General features: G+C 44.1%; 19 protein-coding genes. 5 read left to right on the top strand and 14 right to left on the bottom strand.

Going from position 1 to position 15,483, the window contains the following annotated elements:
• Positions 1-6: 6 nt before the first annotated feature.
• Both ubiA and ATB76_RS25015 read right to left on the bottom strand, forming a co-directional pair.
• Positions 7-861 (bottom strand): 4-hydroxybenzoate octaprenyltransferase, encoded by an 855-nt coding sequence (gene ubiA / locus ATB76_RS25020; RefSeq protein ID WP_061036266.1) that lies wholly within the window; start codon positions 859-861, stop codon positions 7-9.
• Positions 862-1,401 carry a chorismate lyase gene (locus ATB76_RS25015; RefSeq protein ID WP_038872568.1) on the bottom strand — a complete coding sequence of 180 codons (540 nt, stop codon included), beginning with the start codon at positions 1,399-1,401 and terminating at the stop codon, positions 862-864.
• Positions 1,402-1,554: 153 nt separating this feature from the next.
• Here ATB76_RS25015 and ATB76_RS25010 point away from each other — a divergent pair, with 153 nt between their 5' ends.
• Positions 1,555-1,965: a flagellar basal body-associated protein FliL gene (locus ATB76_RS25010; protein WP_038872565.1), complete on the top strand. Its 411-nt coding sequence runs from the start codon at positions 1,555-1,557 to the stop codon at positions 1,963-1,965.
• A gap of 97 nt (positions 1,966-2,062) precedes the next feature.
• On the opposite strand, the gene glpG is transcribed toward ATB76_RS25010, so the two are convergent.
• The 6 genes from glpG to ftsY form a co-directional block, all read right to left on the bottom strand.
• Positions 2,063-2,902 carry a rhomboid family intramembrane serine protease GlpG gene (gene glpG / locus ATB76_RS25005; protein ID WP_038872563.1) on the bottom strand — a complete coding sequence of 280 codons (840 nt, stop codon included), beginning with the start codon at positions 2,900-2,902 and terminating at the stop codon, positions 2,063-2,065.
• On the bottom strand, positions 2,902-3,222 hold the full coding sequence (gene glpE, locus ATB76_RS25000) for a thiosulfate sulfurtransferase GlpE (protein WP_038872561.1): 321 nt from the start codon (positions 3,220-3,222) through the stop codon (positions 2,902-2,904). The genes glpG and glpE overlap by 1 nt, the downstream gene beginning before the upstream one ends.
• Before the next feature lie 466 nt (positions 3,223-3,688).
• The gene (gene rpoH, locus ATB76_RS24995; protein WP_038872559.1) at positions 3,689-4,546 is read right to left on the bottom strand and encodes an RNA polymerase sigma factor RpoH; all 858 of its coding nucleotides are present in this window, start codon (positions 4,544-4,546) and stop codon (positions 3,689-3,691) included.
• Positions 4,547-4,721: 175 nt separating this feature from the next.
• Positions 4,722-5,690 carry a permease-like cell division protein FtsX gene (gene ftsX, locus ATB76_RS24990; protein ID WP_038872556.1) on the bottom strand — a complete coding sequence of 323 codons (969 nt, stop codon included), beginning with the start codon at positions 5,688-5,690 and terminating at the stop codon, positions 4,722-4,724.
• Positions 5,680-6,354, bottom strand: a complete 675-nt coding sequence (gene ftsE / locus ATB76_RS24985) for a cell division ATP-binding protein FtsE (protein WP_005535654.1) — start codon at positions 6,352-6,354, stop codon at positions 5,680-5,682. Before ftsE ends, ftsX begins: the two co-directional genes overlap by 11 nt.
• A 22-nt stretch (positions 6,355-6,376) precedes the next feature.
• Positions 6,377-7,687, bottom strand: coding sequence for a signal recognition particle-docking protein FtsY (gene ftsY, locus ATB76_RS24980; RefSeq protein WP_061036265.1), 1,311 nt, complete (start codon positions 7,685-7,687; stop codon positions 6,377-6,379).
• Between the two features lie 223 nt (positions 7,688-7,910).
• Between ftsY and rsmD the strand changes: the two genes are divergently transcribed.
• Together rsmD and ATB76_RS24970 are read left to right on the top strand one after the other, a co-directional pair.
• The gene (gene rsmD, locus ATB76_RS24975; protein ID WP_038874573.1) at positions 7,911-8,510 is read left to right on the top strand and encodes a 16S rRNA (guanine(966)-N(2))-methyltransferase RsmD; all 600 of its coding nucleotides are present in this window, start codon (positions 7,911-7,913) and stop codon (positions 8,508-8,510) included.
• 25 nt (positions 8,511-8,535) lie between these two features.
• A complete protein-coding gene (locus ATB76_RS24970; RefSeq protein WP_038872549.1) occupies positions 8,536-8,802 on the top strand; it encodes a DUF1145 domain-containing protein in 267 nt (88 codons plus the stop codon).
• A 66-nt stretch (positions 8,803-8,868) separates the two neighbouring features.
• Here ATB76_RS24970 and ATB76_RS24965 read toward each other — a convergent pair whose 3' ends face one another.
• From ATB76_RS24965 to ATB76_RS24950, 4 genes are all read right to left on the bottom strand, one after another.
• On the bottom strand, positions 8,869-9,453 hold the full coding sequence (locus ATB76_RS24965) for a YhgN family NAAT transporter (RefSeq protein ID WP_061036264.1): 585 nt from the start codon (positions 9,451-9,453) through the stop codon (positions 8,869-8,871).
• A gap of 111 nt (positions 9,454-9,564) precedes the next feature.
• Positions 9,565-9,786 carry a YecH family metal-binding protein gene (locus ATB76_RS24960; protein ID WP_038872544.1) on the bottom strand — a complete coding sequence of 74 codons (222 nt, stop codon included), beginning with the start codon at positions 9,784-9,786 and terminating at the stop codon, positions 9,565-9,567.
• A 69-nt stretch (positions 9,787-9,855) separates the two neighbouring features.
• Positions 9,856-10,476 (bottom strand): lysoplasmalogenase, encoded by a 621-nt coding sequence (locus tag ATB76_RS24955; RefSeq protein WP_038872542.1) that lies wholly within the window; start codon positions 10,474-10,476, stop codon positions 9,856-9,858.
• 1,020 nt (positions 10,477-11,496) lie between these two features.
• Positions 11,497-11,862, bottom strand: a complete 366-nt coding sequence (locus ATB76_RS24950; RefSeq protein WP_005430355.1) for a hypothetical protein — start codon at positions 11,860-11,862, stop codon at positions 11,497-11,499.
• 241 nt (positions 11,863-12,103) lie between these two features.
• Between ATB76_RS24950 and ATB76_RS24945 the strand changes: the two genes are divergently transcribed.
• Positions 12,104-12,433: a DUF2500 domain-containing protein gene (locus tag ATB76_RS24945; protein WP_038872539.1), complete on the top strand. Its 330-nt coding sequence runs from the start codon at positions 12,104-12,106 to the stop codon at positions 12,431-12,433.
• Position 12,434: 1 nt separating this feature from the next.
• Here the strand turns inward: ATB76_RS24945 and ATB76_RS24940 are convergent, their stop codons facing one another.
• Positions 12,435-13,448 (bottom strand): acyltransferase, encoded by a 1,014-nt coding sequence (locus ATB76_RS24940; RefSeq protein ID WP_061036263.1) that lies wholly within the window; start codon positions 13,446-13,448, stop codon positions 12,435-12,437.
• Between the two features lie 250 nt (positions 13,449-13,698).
• Between ATB76_RS24940 and ATB76_RS24935 the strand changes: the two genes are divergently transcribed.
• Positions 13,699-14,079, top strand: coding sequence for a cystatin domain-containing protein (locus tag ATB76_RS24935; protein ID WP_009705158.1), 381 nt, complete (start codon positions 13,699-13,701; stop codon positions 14,077-14,079).
• A 90-nt stretch (positions 14,080-14,169) separates the two neighbouring features.
• Here ATB76_RS24935 and arsJ read toward each other — a convergent pair whose 3' ends face one another.
• Positions 14,170-15,387 (bottom strand): organoarsenical effux MFS transporter ArsJ, encoded by a 1,218-nt coding sequence (arsJ, locus tag ATB76_RS24930; protein WP_061036262.1) that lies wholly within the window; start codon positions 15,385-15,387, stop codon positions 14,170-14,172.
• Between the last annotated feature and the right edge of the window lie 96 nt (positions 15,388-15,483).

Genomic DNA, 15,483 nt, shown 5'->3' with positions numbered 1-15,483 from the left:
GAGCGCTTACCAAAATGCCATAAACAACCCAAGAGCAACCACCATCCCAACATAGTTATTGTTGAGGAAAGCTTTAAAGCATAAATCGCGATCGCGATGACGAATCAAATGCTGTTGGTAAACAAACAACGAAGCGGCCACCAAAATCATCCAATAGTAACTTTGACCAAGTTCATAGTGTTGGCCTAACAACACCAACATTGCCAGCGTAATGAGCTGTAAGATCCCAACCACCAACTTATCGTGACGACCAAACAAAATCGCCGTTGATTTGATGCCAATCTTCAAATCGTCATCGCGGTCAACCATCGCATATTGGGTATCATAAGCAATAGTCCACAGTGCGTTAATCGCAAAGACAAACCATACAATCCAAGGCAGTTCACCAGTTTGTGCTGCCCATGCCATCGGGATTGCCCAGCTAAATGCTAAGCCTAAAAATAGTTGTGGTAAGTGGGTATAACGCTTCATGAATGGGTAGATGAAGGCTAAGAAGATGCCCGCAAACGAAAGTTGAATCGTTAGTGGGTTCATGGTGAGGACGAGTAAGAAAGAACTCACACCTAATACTAAAAACAGGCCAATGGCCTCTTTTGATGTCACCTTACCTGAGGGTAATGGGCGTTGCTTGGTGCGCTTTACATGACCGTCAACCTTACGGTCAGCAAAATCATTAATCACGCATCCTGCACTGCGCATCAGAAATACGCCCAACACAAAAACAATCAGAACGTTCCAACTAGGCATGCCTTGAGCGGCGATGACAAGCGCCCAGACTGTTGGCCACAAGAGCAATAGTGAGCCAATTGGACGATCCATTCGCATCAGTTGCCAATATGCTTTGGCTTTTTCTGCGGACATTTACACCTTCTCCTTAGCGTAAACTGGTGAATTAGGTAAGAAAACCTCGGCAACCAACATCGGCTTGTGATTCATCCACAATCGTGAGCGACGCGCCAAAAAACGGCCATGAGGTAGATTTACCCAGCCCATTTGTAATGCGTCACGCTCGACATTGTCAGCGCTAAATACTGTTAAGCCCAGCGGGATATCACCTTGCTGAGCCAAGTCATATTGCTGATCGACCAAAGTTGTACGTGGGATAAGCGTGCGTCCAATGACCCAATCCGTATTGTCTCCACATAAAATCACCTCTCTCAATAGGCAATCTTGCTCAGACAATAGCTGGCTCTCATCCTGTTTTAACGTCTTAGCAGTGACGATCTGATTATGCAGCAATTCCACCGTTAAACGTTGGCAGTGCTGACCTAAACGACGTGACAAAGAGCCCTGTTCTTCAAGCCAATGCTTGGCGAATTCGTTAGGGAATTCAAATTCTTCGGGGTTTTGCCACTCTACTTCCAATAAAGAAGTAAGATAGAGTGATATCGGCTGATTCATACTAGTATTCAATTGGTGGCTTTATGCGTACAATAAAGCAACAACTTACCGTCTTATTGAAACTGTAAGTTCCGTTATTTGTTTTAGACGGTCTATTGTACCAAGACTGAAGCGATTCGAATATCGCGATCCAGAGAAAGAAAAGTTATAAATATGTACAAACGTTATGTAGCCCAAATTATTGTCGCACTAAGCTTGCTTATTTCATCCCCTACATGGGCCGAAAAAGAAGAAACTGGACCACAGCTCGCGTACTTCACCTTAGAACCAGACTTAACCACCAACTTTTACACAAAAGGGAATAAACTGGGCTACGTGCAGGTACGTATCGATATTATGGTCATGAGCCAGCAAGACCTTGCTGTGGTAGAGCATCATCAGCCATTAATCCGCGATGCAGTAATTGAACTGCTCGGTAAGCAAACCGAAGATACAATTAAGTCGTTGTCTGGTCGTGAGGACCTACGAAAAACGTTGGTCCAAGAACTCAACGAGACCTTGCTACCAGAAACAGGCAAAACCATCATTGCTGACTTACTGTTTACCAAATACCTTTACCAATAAGTCCGCTTTTCAAAATGCAAAAGACCGCCAATCGGCGGTCTTTTTTATTGTCAGCAAAGCATCTCTATGTCAGTAACCTTAGAATGCTTTTACATACCTAAGCTTGTTGGTATTTCTGCTTACCGGAATCGAATACCGCGATGGCCATTCCAGAAATTAACCCCACTAAATGTGCCGTATTGGCAATGGCCATAAATGGTTGTACAAAACCTAATACCAGCCATACCAACATAAAACCAATAATCGGTTTTGGTAACGTTAATCCAAGGTGAGGTAAGCGGTAACCAAGAATCCATAAGTACCCCAACAAAGCGTACACCACGCCAGATAAGCCACCAAAGTTTGCACCTTCGACATAAAACTGGCCTGCGCCAGATAGTGCAGCTGAGATAACAAAGAGCTGTAAGAGCTTACCGGAACCTAAGCGACGTTCAATATCCCCACCAAATTGCCACCACCAAAGCAGGTTAAAAACAATGTGTGTTATCGAAAAGTGCAACAGTGCATGACTTATCCAACGCCACAATTGCCATTGCTGTCCTTCGAATGCAGGAAAGTGCAGCCAATCAAATACACCTCGTCCAAAACCGAGTAGTTGAAGCAAATAAATAGCAGCACAAGTGATCATTATCGCGAGCGTAACCGGACCTGCTTTCGCTTTGATCATGCCCATGATGCTTGGACTAGCATAATGAAACTTACTTTTTCGCGTATCGGCAACGTTCCACGAAGCGGCACTGTACTTAGGATCAGAAGGGTTGGCTAAGAACTGTTTGAGTTCTGCTTCAACTTCAACTTCGTGCTGCGCATCCGTCAACCAAAGCGCAAACTGCCCTTCACCTTCCGGCATGATTTGGATATCAACCTGGCGTGATGCCATGTAATCGATGAAGGCTTGCGCCATACGTGGGTTATTTAACGTTACCAATCTTTTCATTAACTTCTCACTATCGGTAGTTCTGCTCGTTGCCAGGCTTCAAAGCCACCATCAACACTGTACACCTGTTCGAAGCCTTGGTTAACCAAATATTGTGCTGCACCTTGGCTACTAATGCCGTGATAGCACATTACTAGAATAGGCTGTTCAAACTCGACTTCGTCCATAAACGACACGATCGAATCGTTAGTAAGGTGAAATGCCGATTCTGCATGAGCGACTGCGAAGGATTGAGGATCGCGGATATCAACAAGCCGAGCTTCACTTTGCTCAAGTAATGTTTGCGCGCCTTGTACATCGATATGTTGAAACTGGTCCATTTGCTTTCTCATTGTCTTATTAATATACCCAAGCAACCTCATGGCACTGAAATTTAGGCGCTTAAAGTCACTTGCGTATAGTGACGCCATTGTAACCTATCCAAAGCCAAACTTAGACACAGAGATAGTCCGGTCATTCTAAACTGTTCACATTCCAACCATTTGTGGATAAAGCTGTGAATTGCGTTGATAAAGTATATTCTGAACTTTTGATCCACAAGATGTAGTGATGATCTTGATCTAACTGTGTGTATATTTAGAACTATCCCCAGCAGTAAAACCACGACAAAGCCTTATTTTGTCCGGCTTTCGAACAGTTGATGAATAATTACTTCACAGAGTTATGCACAGGTAGCACAGATAAAATAGATCGCAAACGCTATCGATTTTGGATCGGAAATAAAAAAGCCGAGATCACATGATCTCGGCTTTCTATGAAAATCTTACTTTATATTAGAAGCAGAAGTTAGAACTCACCAACAGCAAGTTTCAGTTTCTTCATTGCGTTCTTTTCTAGCTGGCGAATACGCTCAGCAGAAACACCAAACTCATCAGCAAGGTCTTGCAGTGTTGCTTTCTCATCGTCTAACCAACGAGAACGAACAATACGTTGACTGCGCTCATCCAGACTTGCAAGCGCATGGCCTAGACGGTTATTGGTGTGTGTTTCCCAGTTTGCTGCTTCAATGTTATCGGCAACATCAGATGATTTGTCTTCTAGGTACACCATTGGTGCTGTGTACGAATTTGAACTGTCGTCATCATCCATTGGCATATCGAACGTTGAGTCCACTGCCGCTAGACGGGATTCCATTTCTCGTACTTCTGAAGGCTCAACACCTAGCTCACGTGCTACTGTTTCTACTTCACCGTTGTTAAACCAGCCTAAGCGCTTCTTAGACTTACGTAGGTTGAAGAACAGTTTACGCTGCGCTTTGGTTGTCGCAATCTTCACGATACGCCAGTTACGTAGCACGTATTCATGGATTTCTGCTTTAATCCAGTGAACAGCGAAAGACACCAAACGCACACCCACTTCTGGGTTGAAACGCTTGACCGCTTTCATAAGACCGATGTTGCCCTCTTGAACTAGGTCTGCCATTGGCAAGCCGTAGCCTGAGTAGCCACGAGCAACGTGAACAACGAATCGTAGGTGTGACAAAATCAGGCCTTTCGCCGCATCTATCTCACCGTTGTAGTGTAATCGTTCTGCCAGCCCACGCTCTTCGTCTGGTGTCAGCATTGGGTAGCTGTTTACAGAACGAATATAGCTATCAAGGCTATCTTGCGTGACTAGAGCCATCGGATACGCTTCTTTTGTCATTCAATTCCTCATCAATCTCTGATCTGGAGCATTACATTGCAATTTAGCTTGGCCATCTTGAACTCAAAATGAACAAGTTTCAAGAAGGGCGAGTAATTATCCATAAACAAATGGTCTATACAAGGGGTAAAAATTAGCTTGTGCTAATAAATTCCAAGTATAAGACCCTTATCACCTAAACTGGTTCAATTTCTTTCAAGTGACGCTGCGCTGAAAAGCGCGCGGCGATACAACCTAGCAAGCTACCAGTGATGATCAACAGTAGAGATTCATCCCAATTCAAGCCAATCAAACGAAATTGGCTATCATATAACGATGCCAATTGCTCAACTGCGTTATTCATGACAACCGTAATCAATGCCGTCACTAACCATGCAATGGTCGCCCCAAGCACACCAAACCACATGCCAGTGTATAAGTAAGGACGAAGAATGAAACTGTCGGTCGCACCAATCAGCTTCATTGTCTGAATCTCTTCTTTGTTTGCCAACACATTAAAGCGCAATGTATTGCCGACGATTAAAAATACAGCACCCAACATCAGCACTGTCAGGGTAATGACAATAATGCCAGCAAGGGTTTTTATCGCATCAAGCCGTGCCAACCAATCTTCATCTAGTCGAACATCTGTCACGTCTTGTTGCTCACGAACTTGTTTAGCAAGCGACTGAATTGCGCTTTTTTGTTCGGAATCAGGCGTAATCACCAACACGCCAGGCAAGGCATAACCACTTAATAGGCTTAGCGCTTGGTCAAACCCTGCGTACTGGCTTAAATCAGATAGACCTTGTTGCGGAGAAATATATTCCACCTCTTTTACAGAAGGCCATGTTTCAATCTGATCTTTGAGCACCATAACGCGCGCGTCAGGCATCCCTTCGACTAAGTAGGCACTCACTTGCGATGGTGATGCAACATCTTGTGCTGCACCAGCCACATTCTTACCTAACAAATACAAGCAAGCTGGCATTGCTAACGCCATGGAGATAACAGCCAAGGTCAGAATGTTACCTAAAGGACGACGCCATAATGCGCCGAAAGAAGATTTAGCTTGTTTGATATGAACAGAGAAAAAACCATCGGTATTAGCACGCTTGGCACTGCGACCTTTCCCTTTCTTTTGGGTGCGCTTGTTACCTACCATAGTCTTCTACCTCACTTAGGAAGCCTTGGTTCAATTCGAAATGACGATATTGTGGGCGAGTGTTTACTAACCCGATATCGTGCGTCGCTAGGAGAATTGTCACGCCAGCACGATTAAATTCTTCGAACAATCGCAACACACGGTTGGACAGTTCTGGATCAAGGTTACCGGTTGGTTCATCCGCCACTAGCAGCGTTGGTCGATTAACGACAGCGCGTGCAATACCTACACGTTGTTGCTCACCACCTGATAGTTGACTTGGCAAGCAACGGGCTTTATCGAGCAAGCCCGTTTTATCTAGCGCCGCAGAAACACGACGTTTGATTTCATTTTCAGAAATCGATTCAATCCGCATCGGCAGCGCGACATTATCGAACACGCTGCGATCCATCAATAAGCGATGATCTTGGAAAACAATCCCGATATTGCGGCGCAAAAACGGAATGTCTTTGTTAGAAATACGTGTGATGTCATGACCATTAAAATGGATTTTGCCATCAGTAGGACGTTCTATCGCACATATCAGTTTCAGCAAGGTACTTTTACCTGCACCGGAATGCCCGCCTAAAAAAGCCATTTCTCCGCGTCGAAGGTGAAAGTCGACTTTTTGTAATGCCTGTCGCCCACCTCGGTAAGCTTTACTTACCTGCTGAAATTTGATCACCGTTGATTTCCTCTAACTCTAATTACTCTTCACGACTAAACAGAGCGTCAATGAACTCTTGAGTTTCAAATGGACGCAAGTCTTCGATACCTTCACCAACACCAATGTAGCGAATTGGAATTTCGAACTGATCAGCAAGAGCGAAGATAACGCCACCTTTCGCTGTTCCATCCAGCTTAGTCAATGTAATCCCGGTTAGAGGGGCAACATCACTGAAAAGTTTCGCTTGGCTAATGGCATTTTGCCCAGTGCCTGCGTCTAGCGTCAGCATGATCTCATGTGGTGCAGAGTCATCAATCTTCTTCATGACACGAACAATCTTACGCAGCTCTTCCATCAGGTTAGCTTTATTTTGTAGACGACCTGCGGTATCGGCAATCACCACATCGACGCCACGCGCTTTTGCCGCTTCAATCGCATCATAGATAACCGAAGCACTGTCTGCGCCAGTGTGCTGAGCAATCACAGGAACGTTGTTACGCTCGCCCCATACTTGTAGCTGTTCAACCGCTGCAGCACGGAAGGTGTCACCCGCCGCCAGCATGACTTTCTTACCTTGGCTTTGGAACTGCTTCGCCAGCTTACCGATTGTGGTTGTTTTACCGACGCCGTTAACGCCAACCATCAAGATAACGTAAGGGGTTTTGCTGCTATCAATTTCAAGTGGCTGTTCTACTTTCGCTAGAATTTCTGCCATCTCTTCTTTTAACAGGCCGTAGAGTGCTTCGCCGTCCTTCAAATCACCGCGTGACGCTTTTTCGGTCAAGTTATTGATAATTTTCGTCGTGGTGTTCATACCCACGTCAGCGATAAGCAGCTGTTCTTCTAATTCTTCGAAAAGGTCTTCATCGATTTTTTTACCGCTGAACAAACCGAAGAAACCCGCACCAATGTTTGCCTTCGTGCGACTTAGGCTGCGCTTAAGGCGAGCAAAGAAGCTTTCGGTTGGCTTTTCTTGTTCTTGGACACGAGGCGCAACCGGTACTTGTGGCTCTTCTGCTTCTGCTTCTGCTTCTGCTTCTGCTTCTGCTTCTGCTTCTGCTTCTGCTTCTGCTTCTGCTTCTGCTTCTGCTTCTGCTTCTGCTTCTGCTTCTGCTTCTGCTTCTGCTTCTGCTTCTGCTAGGACAGGTTCACCCTTCTCCGGCTCTTCTTCAAGTGTGGTTTTCTCTTCTGCTTGTTCGGCAGCCTCTTCCACCGGCAGTTGCTCACCAGCTGGCGCTTCTACTGCTTCTGCTTCTTCTTTTACTGATTCATCTGTTGTCGGTTTTTGGGTCTGTTCTTCATCACCAAAACCTAGCCACGAAAGTAATCCGCGCTTCTTTTTTTCCGTCATCTGGGGCTATCCTAGATTGTGCTCTTATCTATTAATGACTCTTTTCTGACAAGATTATTATCTTTACAGAAAAGGCTAATGACAAAGTTGTGAAAACTTTCCAATTAGGTGAATCTAATCTTATTAGTGTTACACTCTGTCATCTTGAATATTCTGGGCTATATCCAAGCTCAAAGCTTGGGCGATTGGATATAGTATCACTTTATTAGCGGTCAAAAAATCTATGGTAAGACGTCGCCAGCAAAACTCATCACAAAAAAAGCCAACAACGGGCTTTGTTCGCATTATTAGTGGTTTATGGAGAGGTCGAAAACTCCCTGTTCATGATGCAGAAGGATTACGCCCAACCACGGATCGTGTGAAAGAAACCCTATTTAACTGGTTAGCTCAAGATGTGCCGCAAGCGAAATGTCTCGACCTATTCGCAGGTTCTGGTGGTTTAGGCTTTGAGTCAGCTTCTCGCCAAGCAAACCAAGTGACGATGGTGGAACTGAACCCACAAGCGTTTCAGCAATTGCAGAAAAATGTTGCCTCGTTGAATACTAACAACATTAAAGTCGTCAACACCGACGCACTGAGCTTTTTAAAGCAACCAGGTACACCGCATCACGTAGTATTCATTGATCCGCCGTTTCGCAAAGGCTTATTAGATGAAACCGTGACCTTGCTAGAGCAAAACGGCTGGCTTGCAGAAGATGCGATGATTTATATTGAAACTGAAAAAGAGCTAAGTATTGCTGGGCTTCCTGACAACTGGCGACTGCACCGAGAGAAAACCGCAGGCCAGGTCAGTTACCGTCTGTATGAACGCACATCAGCTTAAAGCCCCAATTTAAAAGGATAGTTAAATGAAAGCATTATTGATACTGGCTAAAGCAGCCATCGCCTTCGTCTGGTTCATATTGATCCTCAACTTCTTTATGCCCTTCCCTGGCAAAGCGGCCATTGCGTTGTACATCATGACGGCTTTTCTGTTCATCATGCATGGATTGCAAATGGCAATCTTCATTGGCGCATTTGGCGACAAGATTAAGATGAGCAGTTGGGAAAAGTACTCCATTTTGATATTCGGCATCTTTGCTCTTCTCGATATTCGTCGGAAGCACATGATGTAAAAAGACAAATAAACGAAAGCCGCTCACATGAGCGGCTTTTTTTGTATTCATCAAATTGACGGAGGTTTAGCCCATGTAGCTCTTCACGCCATCGAGGAACATCTGGGTTGAGATCATCACCAACAGTAAACCCATCAAACGCTCAATAGCTTTCAGACCGCGCTCACCAAGAATACGATGGAAGAAACTGTAGAACATCAAAATGAAGAAAGTTGCACCCCAAGCGATCAACACAGCAGCAGACAGCTCCATGATTTTGTCTGGATGCTTAGAAGACAATAAAAGCAACGCTGCGATCACTGAAGGGCCAGCAATCATAGGAATCGCCATCGGCACAATAAACGGCTCTTCACCTGCAGCAAGGCCAGTAATGCTACCTGCGCTTGGAAAAATCATCTTAATCGCGATGATGAAAAGAATGATCCCGCCAGAAATACTCAGCGTTTCCGGTTGAACATGGAGGAAACTCAAAATGCTTTGTCCCGCAAAAAGGAACAGCATCAGAATCATCAAGGCAAACAGTAATTCACGGATCAGCACCTTACGGCGGCGTTTTGCATCAAGGTGTTTGAGAATGGATAACACAATCGGAAGATTTCCGAGTGGGTCCATAATAAGAAACAGCATGGTCGCTGCTGAAAGAATATCCATGTTCTGGCCTCGACTGAAAATTTGGCGGCCAGTATAACAAAGTGATTCAGTGAAGATATGATAGAAGACGAAATGAATGCTTCGCCTCCATCAACAATTTTTAGCCGCAGCTTAGTGGTTACAAACGCGTGCCATATTCACGACAAACTTACCTTCCAGTTCGCGTACTTTTTCGCGCTTTAGCAAGAATTCTAGCAATGCATCTAAGTCTAGATCATTCAGCTTACAGGTATGGAAACGCACATCTGTACCAAAGTGAGCTGCCAGCTCATCACGATCCATTGGCGTTTCTCGAAGTAGGTTAAGTAAGTTGTGAGCATGAATCTCGGTCATCATCGACTCCAGTTATTAAGTTGAATCCGTCTAGTTTACGCAAAACCTGACCGCTTACTTTGACCTAAATTAGTAAATGATAGATGCAACGATTAGTGCATGAGCCAAGAAATAACTGCCACTCACCCAAACATAGGCATGTTTCATCGGTTTACGATAACCATGTATCGCATACGCCAAGGCTGAATAGATCATAACTAAGGTGCCACTAAACCCAAGCGCATTAGCAAAACTTGGTACTTGCAACCAAACTTCCCCCGCCGCCCAAGCAAGCTGAACCAACATGATGCCCATGATCACAACAGGAAAAACCATGGAATCGAGCTGTGGTAGCAATAAGAAGAACGCCACAACACTAGCAGCAAGCAGCAATGCGAGTAACCACCAAACAATTTCCCCATTGAGCTGAACCCAAAATGATTTGCTATAAAGGATTTGAGCGAGTAAGTAGCCCGCAAAGTAGAGTGGCTTGCGAGATTTAAAGGAATGCAGTGTATCGGCAAATACAGAGACCAACAGTCCACCAGCGATCCAGTAGGTAGGTACTGCAGATGCGCCTTCAGTCAACGCTAAGATCAAAAGCAACAACAGAGTAAAGATTTTAAATGCCAGAGACTGCGTTGGATTGGCTTGTCTCGCCCCCAACACGGAATATAACCCTGATAGCCCTATCGCTAACCAACTCCACATGCCGTATACACCTTTCACGTAATCTCGCCGCTAGTCTAGGTAGACCAATCTTGATGTAAAGGCATTATCAGCGAAAGTTGGATCTCGCTAGCGAATCACAACATTTTGTAAACGTAACTGGCTCAATTACTGATTATCGTTTTTCTCACAATCATTGAACTGAGCTATCTGAATCTGTTTGTTATCGATAATTTCATCAGAACTCTAACCTTCAGAAATTGAAAAACAAACCATCAATTTGTTCGCTATACAACCGTTACGGGCAAATAACCAACACAAAAGTCAGATCCACCACCTCTGACCACTCAGAAAGGCAAAAATGCCTCCTCCCAACAATACAAACCGTGATTAGCCCAATAATCTGAGAGTATAAAAGTTCAATCAAAAACACATAAGTAACTGATATAAATAAGCATAGATAAGAAAAACCATCAAAACCCAACCTTAACTAGCATGGATTATAGCTACCCCCTTATCGCATTGAGATTTTCTCATCAGATAGGAAAAGTTGAGCACAATAGACGTCTACAAGAGTGACTCTCGTTAACACAAAACATAATTTTCTCAACTTTTGAGAAATTCAGCAAAAATAGCCAACCAACATCCACACTGATACAAGAAACACTATTTCATCATAACATTACTCATATTTAACACAATAAAATCAGCAACTTAAAGACAAAAAGAAGACAAAAACAACAAGTCGAACATTTAAAGAGCAGCACAAAAAACACAGTTTTATTAGTCAATTTAGGGTAAAAACACCCTAGTTAAGTGCGATTTTTGAAAACTTTTCCGCTTTTAAGTTGATCAAAGCTCAAAAACAGTGCTATATTATTTACATCGAGTTCATCAATGATTTTAGGGGTAGTGTTATGATTTCTTCTTCTCAAAAACAAGGGCTGGTAATGATTGCAGTGGTTGTTGGTTTAATGACACTGCCAATGATGTACTAAGTTACTGTTTCCAATAAAAAAGGGACGCTTTCGCGTCCCTTTTTTATTATTCAAATTTTGCCGTCTACAGATGCTTAACTAGTATGTCCCAATGCATGTAGTAAAAACCGAGTGCAGCAAGCGTAATCAAGGCCATTAACAAAATCGCAGCTCGCCAAATAAAGCGTGAACTTCTCGGTGTGAGTTCCTTTTCACACGCATCGCATGCAGCAAGAAAACCCTTTCTGTCATCCAGTTTATAATCCTCTTCGTGGACAACTTTGTTACGGACCGTCGCAATAAAGCGCAGTTTTGCAACGACATCATGCGGTAAGCGTTCTTCACAACTGGTAATCAGTTGATGCAACCCTTTCCCTTCCGCGTGGTATTGAGTACGCAGAAGTTTTTCGATCGTTCGGGTACGCATGACTACTTTCTCAATATCTGACATCGTAACCCTCCTTACTTGACCCTTCCTGTGTCTGTCATTTCATTCTTCTACAAATTCAGAGTTTTTTCGAGTCGTTAAGTGCAAATTTCCTTTTAAATTGTGCTCTTGCACGCATATAAAATGTGAAGTGTGCCGAATAAAACCTACATCCCTTTTACTAGATCACGAATAATTTATCTCAACTCATAGTTTAATCAGGGAGTTCTGTAAAATAGATGCCAATGAAACATTGGAGGTTATCATGCCAATCTCACTTATTTTGGCTCTATTCACCCTGATTGCTCTCGGAGCTTGGGTATTCTTTCGCTTCTACAGCAAGCACTACTTTGGCGAAGACGCGCCTGAACAAAGCGCTCAAGTCACCATACTCGATAAACAAGCGATAGAAGTACCAGAAGCAGAACCTGGACAAGACGATCAGGAATATTGGATTTACGTTCAGCGCGGCTCGATTGGCCCGAAACGCGAGTTTCAAATCGGTGTGCACTATTACCACGCCTTAAACCCTGGTGATAAAGGCACACTGACTTACTGTGGCGATAAATTCCTTCACTTCGCCTTAAAACGCTAATCTAAGGTAATAGCCAACGGGTCTTGGCTGATTTAGAGAACAAGTAACTCATCGCCAAGGCCCCAGCTCCACTCAAAACGATCCAAACTGGTATTACCCAGGCTGGGTGTCCCTGATACCAACCAAACGCTTTCATTGGCCACAAGAAGATTGGGTGCAACAAATAAATTCCTAAGCTGTGCTGACTAATAAAGCTCACCACTTTTTGCACTTTAGGTGTTAGACCTTCACCAAAGTAGCGGCACAGCATAAAGATCATAGACGCTGCGAGAATCACATTCAGTGTTTTGTATGAAAACCAACGACCTACGGTATATTTATCAGCTTCTAAACTGTTGGCCACCACCATGGTAAACGTCACCGCCAACGCCACGAGCCCAAGCCCAGTAAAAATGCTGACAGTGGTGCGATTAAGAGGCACTTTCTGAAACAGCACATAGCCGAGCGGCAAATATCCCATGTAAAGCCAGTATTGATTGCTCCAAAGGCCATCAATCTTAAATAAGAACAAAGTGCTGGTCAGCAGCCAAACAGCAAGATATGCATAGAGAACGTTATCATCGCAGTTACGCACCACCCATTGGAATAACGGAATAACAAAATAGAGCGGAATAAAGTAATAGAAGAATCCGAGGTGATAGTAAGTCGCGTGATGTGGACTGTTACTCACCACTTCTTTAACCGTTTCAAAATCGAAGCCTTGTGCTGTCCAACCCGACAAGTAGGCATAAAACATCGACCAAATAAGAAAAGGTACTAATACTTTGCCTAAACGCCGTTTAACGTAGTACTTGGCATCAAAAGGTCGTGTATCACTGAGCATTAGAGCACCAGTAATCAAAATGAATACAGGTACTGCCCAGCGAGTCACGCTGTTTACCCCGACAGCCGTCAACCATTGGTCAAACGGAATCACTCCCAACTCATTACGATATGGCGCTAGCACATGAATCGCGATCACTGCGATGGCAGCGACACAACGTAATAAGTCGAAAAATAGAACCCTTTCTCTCATACCCTTACCTACTTTGAGTGACTTCACGTTTATAGCATAGGGTAATTTTCATCCAGTTAAATAGTTAACAATCTGTTTTTGCTTATTTTTAACTCAGCGATGACGCGCCAATATCATTGATTTGCAAAATAGGTAGTCACAAATCTCATTGTACAAATGAGATCAGCAGCCCTAAGCTTTCTCGGATATGAAACAGATTTAACCGATTTATTCCATTAGGATGCTGAACAGATTATTAAGAGAGGTCTTTATGAAGAAAACATTATTAGCATCACTGGTTTGTGTAGTGGCTTTAGCTGGATGTAATCAAAAGGAAGAGACCGTGGCACCAACACAATCGCAATCGGAAGCGAACCCTATCTGCAGCGCTGAAAACCTTGCTGGCGGCTGGTCACAAGGTGAAGTAACACCTGAAGCTCAGCAAGCACTCGACTTTGTACTTGGTCAGATGAACACCGCAGCTAAGCTAAAAGAGATCTTAAGCGTACGAACTCAAGTGGTGAATGGTCTTAACTACGCCATTGAATTCGAAATGGACAATGGTGAGGTATGGAACACCATCGTTTACCGCTCACTGAAAGGTGATATGGAAATGACGCAACCTGCACAACAAGGTCGTCTTTGCCCATAAACATAACTTGCTGATTTGCGATACTGAATCGTAAAAACAAAAATGGCTCCCAATATGGAGCCATTTTTTATTTCTAAGTCGTAAGCCGATTTAAGCCGTAACCACTTTGGCCTTTGGTAGCTTGATAGAAATTAGAGTTGTTAGCGCTAAGAAAGCAAATGACACCCACAAACATGCCGCTAGACCCGCTTCTTGGTAAATCCAACCGGATAGAACCGTACCAATCAAACGTCCCATCGCATTCGCCATATAGTAGAAGCCGACATCCAATGAAACACCATCGCCTTTCGCATAACTAACGATCAGGTAAGAGTGCAGAGATGAGTTCACCGCAAACACAGCACCGAAAATCATCAAGCCCACCACAATAACAAGCTCTGGTTGCCAACCGATTTGCACGCCATAAGCAATCGCACCAGTGATGACGGCAAGGATTCCTGCCCAAATCAGAGCCGCGCTGCCATCTGGCACTCGACCTTGCGCTTTGCCAGTAATACGAGGCGCAAAACCTTGAACGAATCCGTAAGCAATCACCCAAGCCGCAAGGAAGCCGCCTACCATCAGGTGCTCCCAACCAAACACGCTGCCAAGATAAATCGGGAGTGCAACAACAAACCACACATCACGAGCACCAAATAGGAACATACGTGCAGCGGAAAGAATGTTCACCGATTCTGACTTAGAGAAAATTTGACGGAACTTAGGTTTGCTCTTCGCCTTACCCATATCCGATTCTAGCCAGATCAAGCTGCATACAAACACAACAGCCAGCACACTTGCCATGATGACCATCGAAGTTTGGAAACCAAACGCCGACAACAACAAACCACCAACAAAGAAACCCGCACCTTTCAGCGCATTCTTTGAGCCCGTTAAGATCGCAACCCACTTATAAAGTGCACCTTGCTGCTCGTCTGGCACCAAAGTTTTGATCGCGCTCTTGGCACTCATCTTGTTTAAATCTTTGGCAATACCTGAAATTGCCTGCGCCGCCATTACCCAAGGAATGGTCAACCAAGCATTGGGCACAGCCAACATCAGCAAGGCAAAAATCTGCATCCCTAAGCCGACGTTCATGGTTTTGTTCAAACCAAGTCGAGCACCTAGCCAGCCACCAACCAAGTTGGTCACTACGCCAAAAAATTCATAGAAAAGGAACAGCGAAGCAATGGCTAAGCTTGAGTAGCCTAAGTCATGGAAGTAAAGCACCACCAACATACGGAGTGCACCATCCGTCACGGTGAAGTTCCAATAGTTGAACGTCACCAGCATATACTGACGGATACTTTTGCTTAGTTTTGAAATCATAACGACCTCAGATGTACAGTGTTTAGAGCATTTAGATCATGATGTACCAAATGCTCTATGACCTGAACACCAGCATTGAGTCATCTCAATGCTGGC

This window comes from Vibrio sp. MOR3 (genome assembly GCF_001557775.1).
Lineage (GTDB): Bacteria > Pseudomonadota > Gammaproteobacteria > Enterobacterales > Vibrionaceae > Vibrio > Vibrio jasicida.
Note: the sequence above shows the minus strand (reverse complement) of the source record. Positions and strands in the feature narration are given on the sequence as shown.

Coding starts and splice junctions, on each gene's coding strand:
- ubiA (WP_061036266.1), bottom strand. CDS start 861: ATGTCCGCAGAAAAAGCCAAAGCATATTGGCAACTGATGCGAATGGAT.
- ATB76_RS25015 (WP_038872568.1), bottom strand. CDS start 1,401: ATGAATCAGCCGATATCACTCTATCTTACTTCTTTATTGGAAGTAGAG.
- ATB76_RS25010 (WP_038872565.1), top strand. CDS start 1,555: ATGTACAAACGTTATGTAGCCCAAATTATTGTCGCACTAAGCTTGCTT.
- glpG (WP_038872563.1), bottom strand. CDS start 2,902: ATGAAAAGATTGGTAACGTTAAATAACCCACGTATGGCGCAAGCCTTC.
- glpE (WP_038872561.1), bottom strand. CDS start 3,222: ATGGACCAGTTTCAACATATCGATGTACAAGGCGCGCAAACATTACTT.
- rpoH (WP_038872559.1), bottom strand. CDS start 4,546: ATGACAAAAGAAGCGTATCCGATGGCTCTAGTCACGCAAGATAGCCTT.
- ftsX (WP_038872556.1), bottom strand. CDS start 5,690: ATGGTAGGTAACAAGCGCACCCAAAAGAAAGGGAAAGGTCGCAGTGCC.
- ftsY (WP_061036265.1), bottom strand. CDS start 7,687: ATGACGGAAAAAAAGAAGCGCGGATTACTTTCGTGGCTAGGTTTTGGT.
- rsmD (WP_038874573.1), top strand. CDS start 7,911: ATGGTAAGACGTCGCCAGCAAAACTCATCACAAAAAAAGCCAACAACG.
- ATB76_RS24970 (WP_038872549.1), top strand. CDS start 8,536: ATGAAAGCATTATTGATACTGGCTAAAGCAGCCATCGCCTTCGTCTGG.
- ATB76_RS24965 (WP_061036264.1), bottom strand. CDS start 9,453: ATGGATATTCTTTCAGCAGCGACCATGCTGTTTCTTATTATGGACCCA.
- ATB76_RS24960 (WP_038872544.1), bottom strand. CDS start 9,786: ATGACCGAGATTCATGCTCACAACTTACTTAACCTACTTCGAGAAACG.
- ATB76_RS24955 (WP_038872542.1), bottom strand. CDS start 10,476: ATGTGGAGTTGGTTAGCGATAGGGCTATCAGGGTTATATTCCGTGTTG.
- ATB76_RS24950 (WP_005430355.1), bottom strand. CDS start 11,862: ATGTCAGATATTGAGAAAGTAGTCATGCGTACCCGAACGATCGAAAAA.
- ATB76_RS24945 (WP_038872539.1), top strand. CDS start 12,104: ATGCCAATCTCACTTATTTTGGCTCTATTCACCCTGATTGCTCTCGGA.
- ATB76_RS24940 (WP_061036263.1), bottom strand. CDS start 13,448: ATGAGAGAAAGGGTTCTATTTTTCGACTTATTACGTTGTGTCGCTGCC.
- ATB76_RS24935 (WP_009705158.1), top strand. CDS start 13,699: ATGAAGAAAACATTATTAGCATCACTGGTTTGTGTAGTGGCTTTAGCT.
- arsJ (WP_061036262.1), bottom strand. CDS start 15,387: ATGATTTCAAAACTAAGCAAAAGTATCCGTCAGTATATGCTGGTGACG.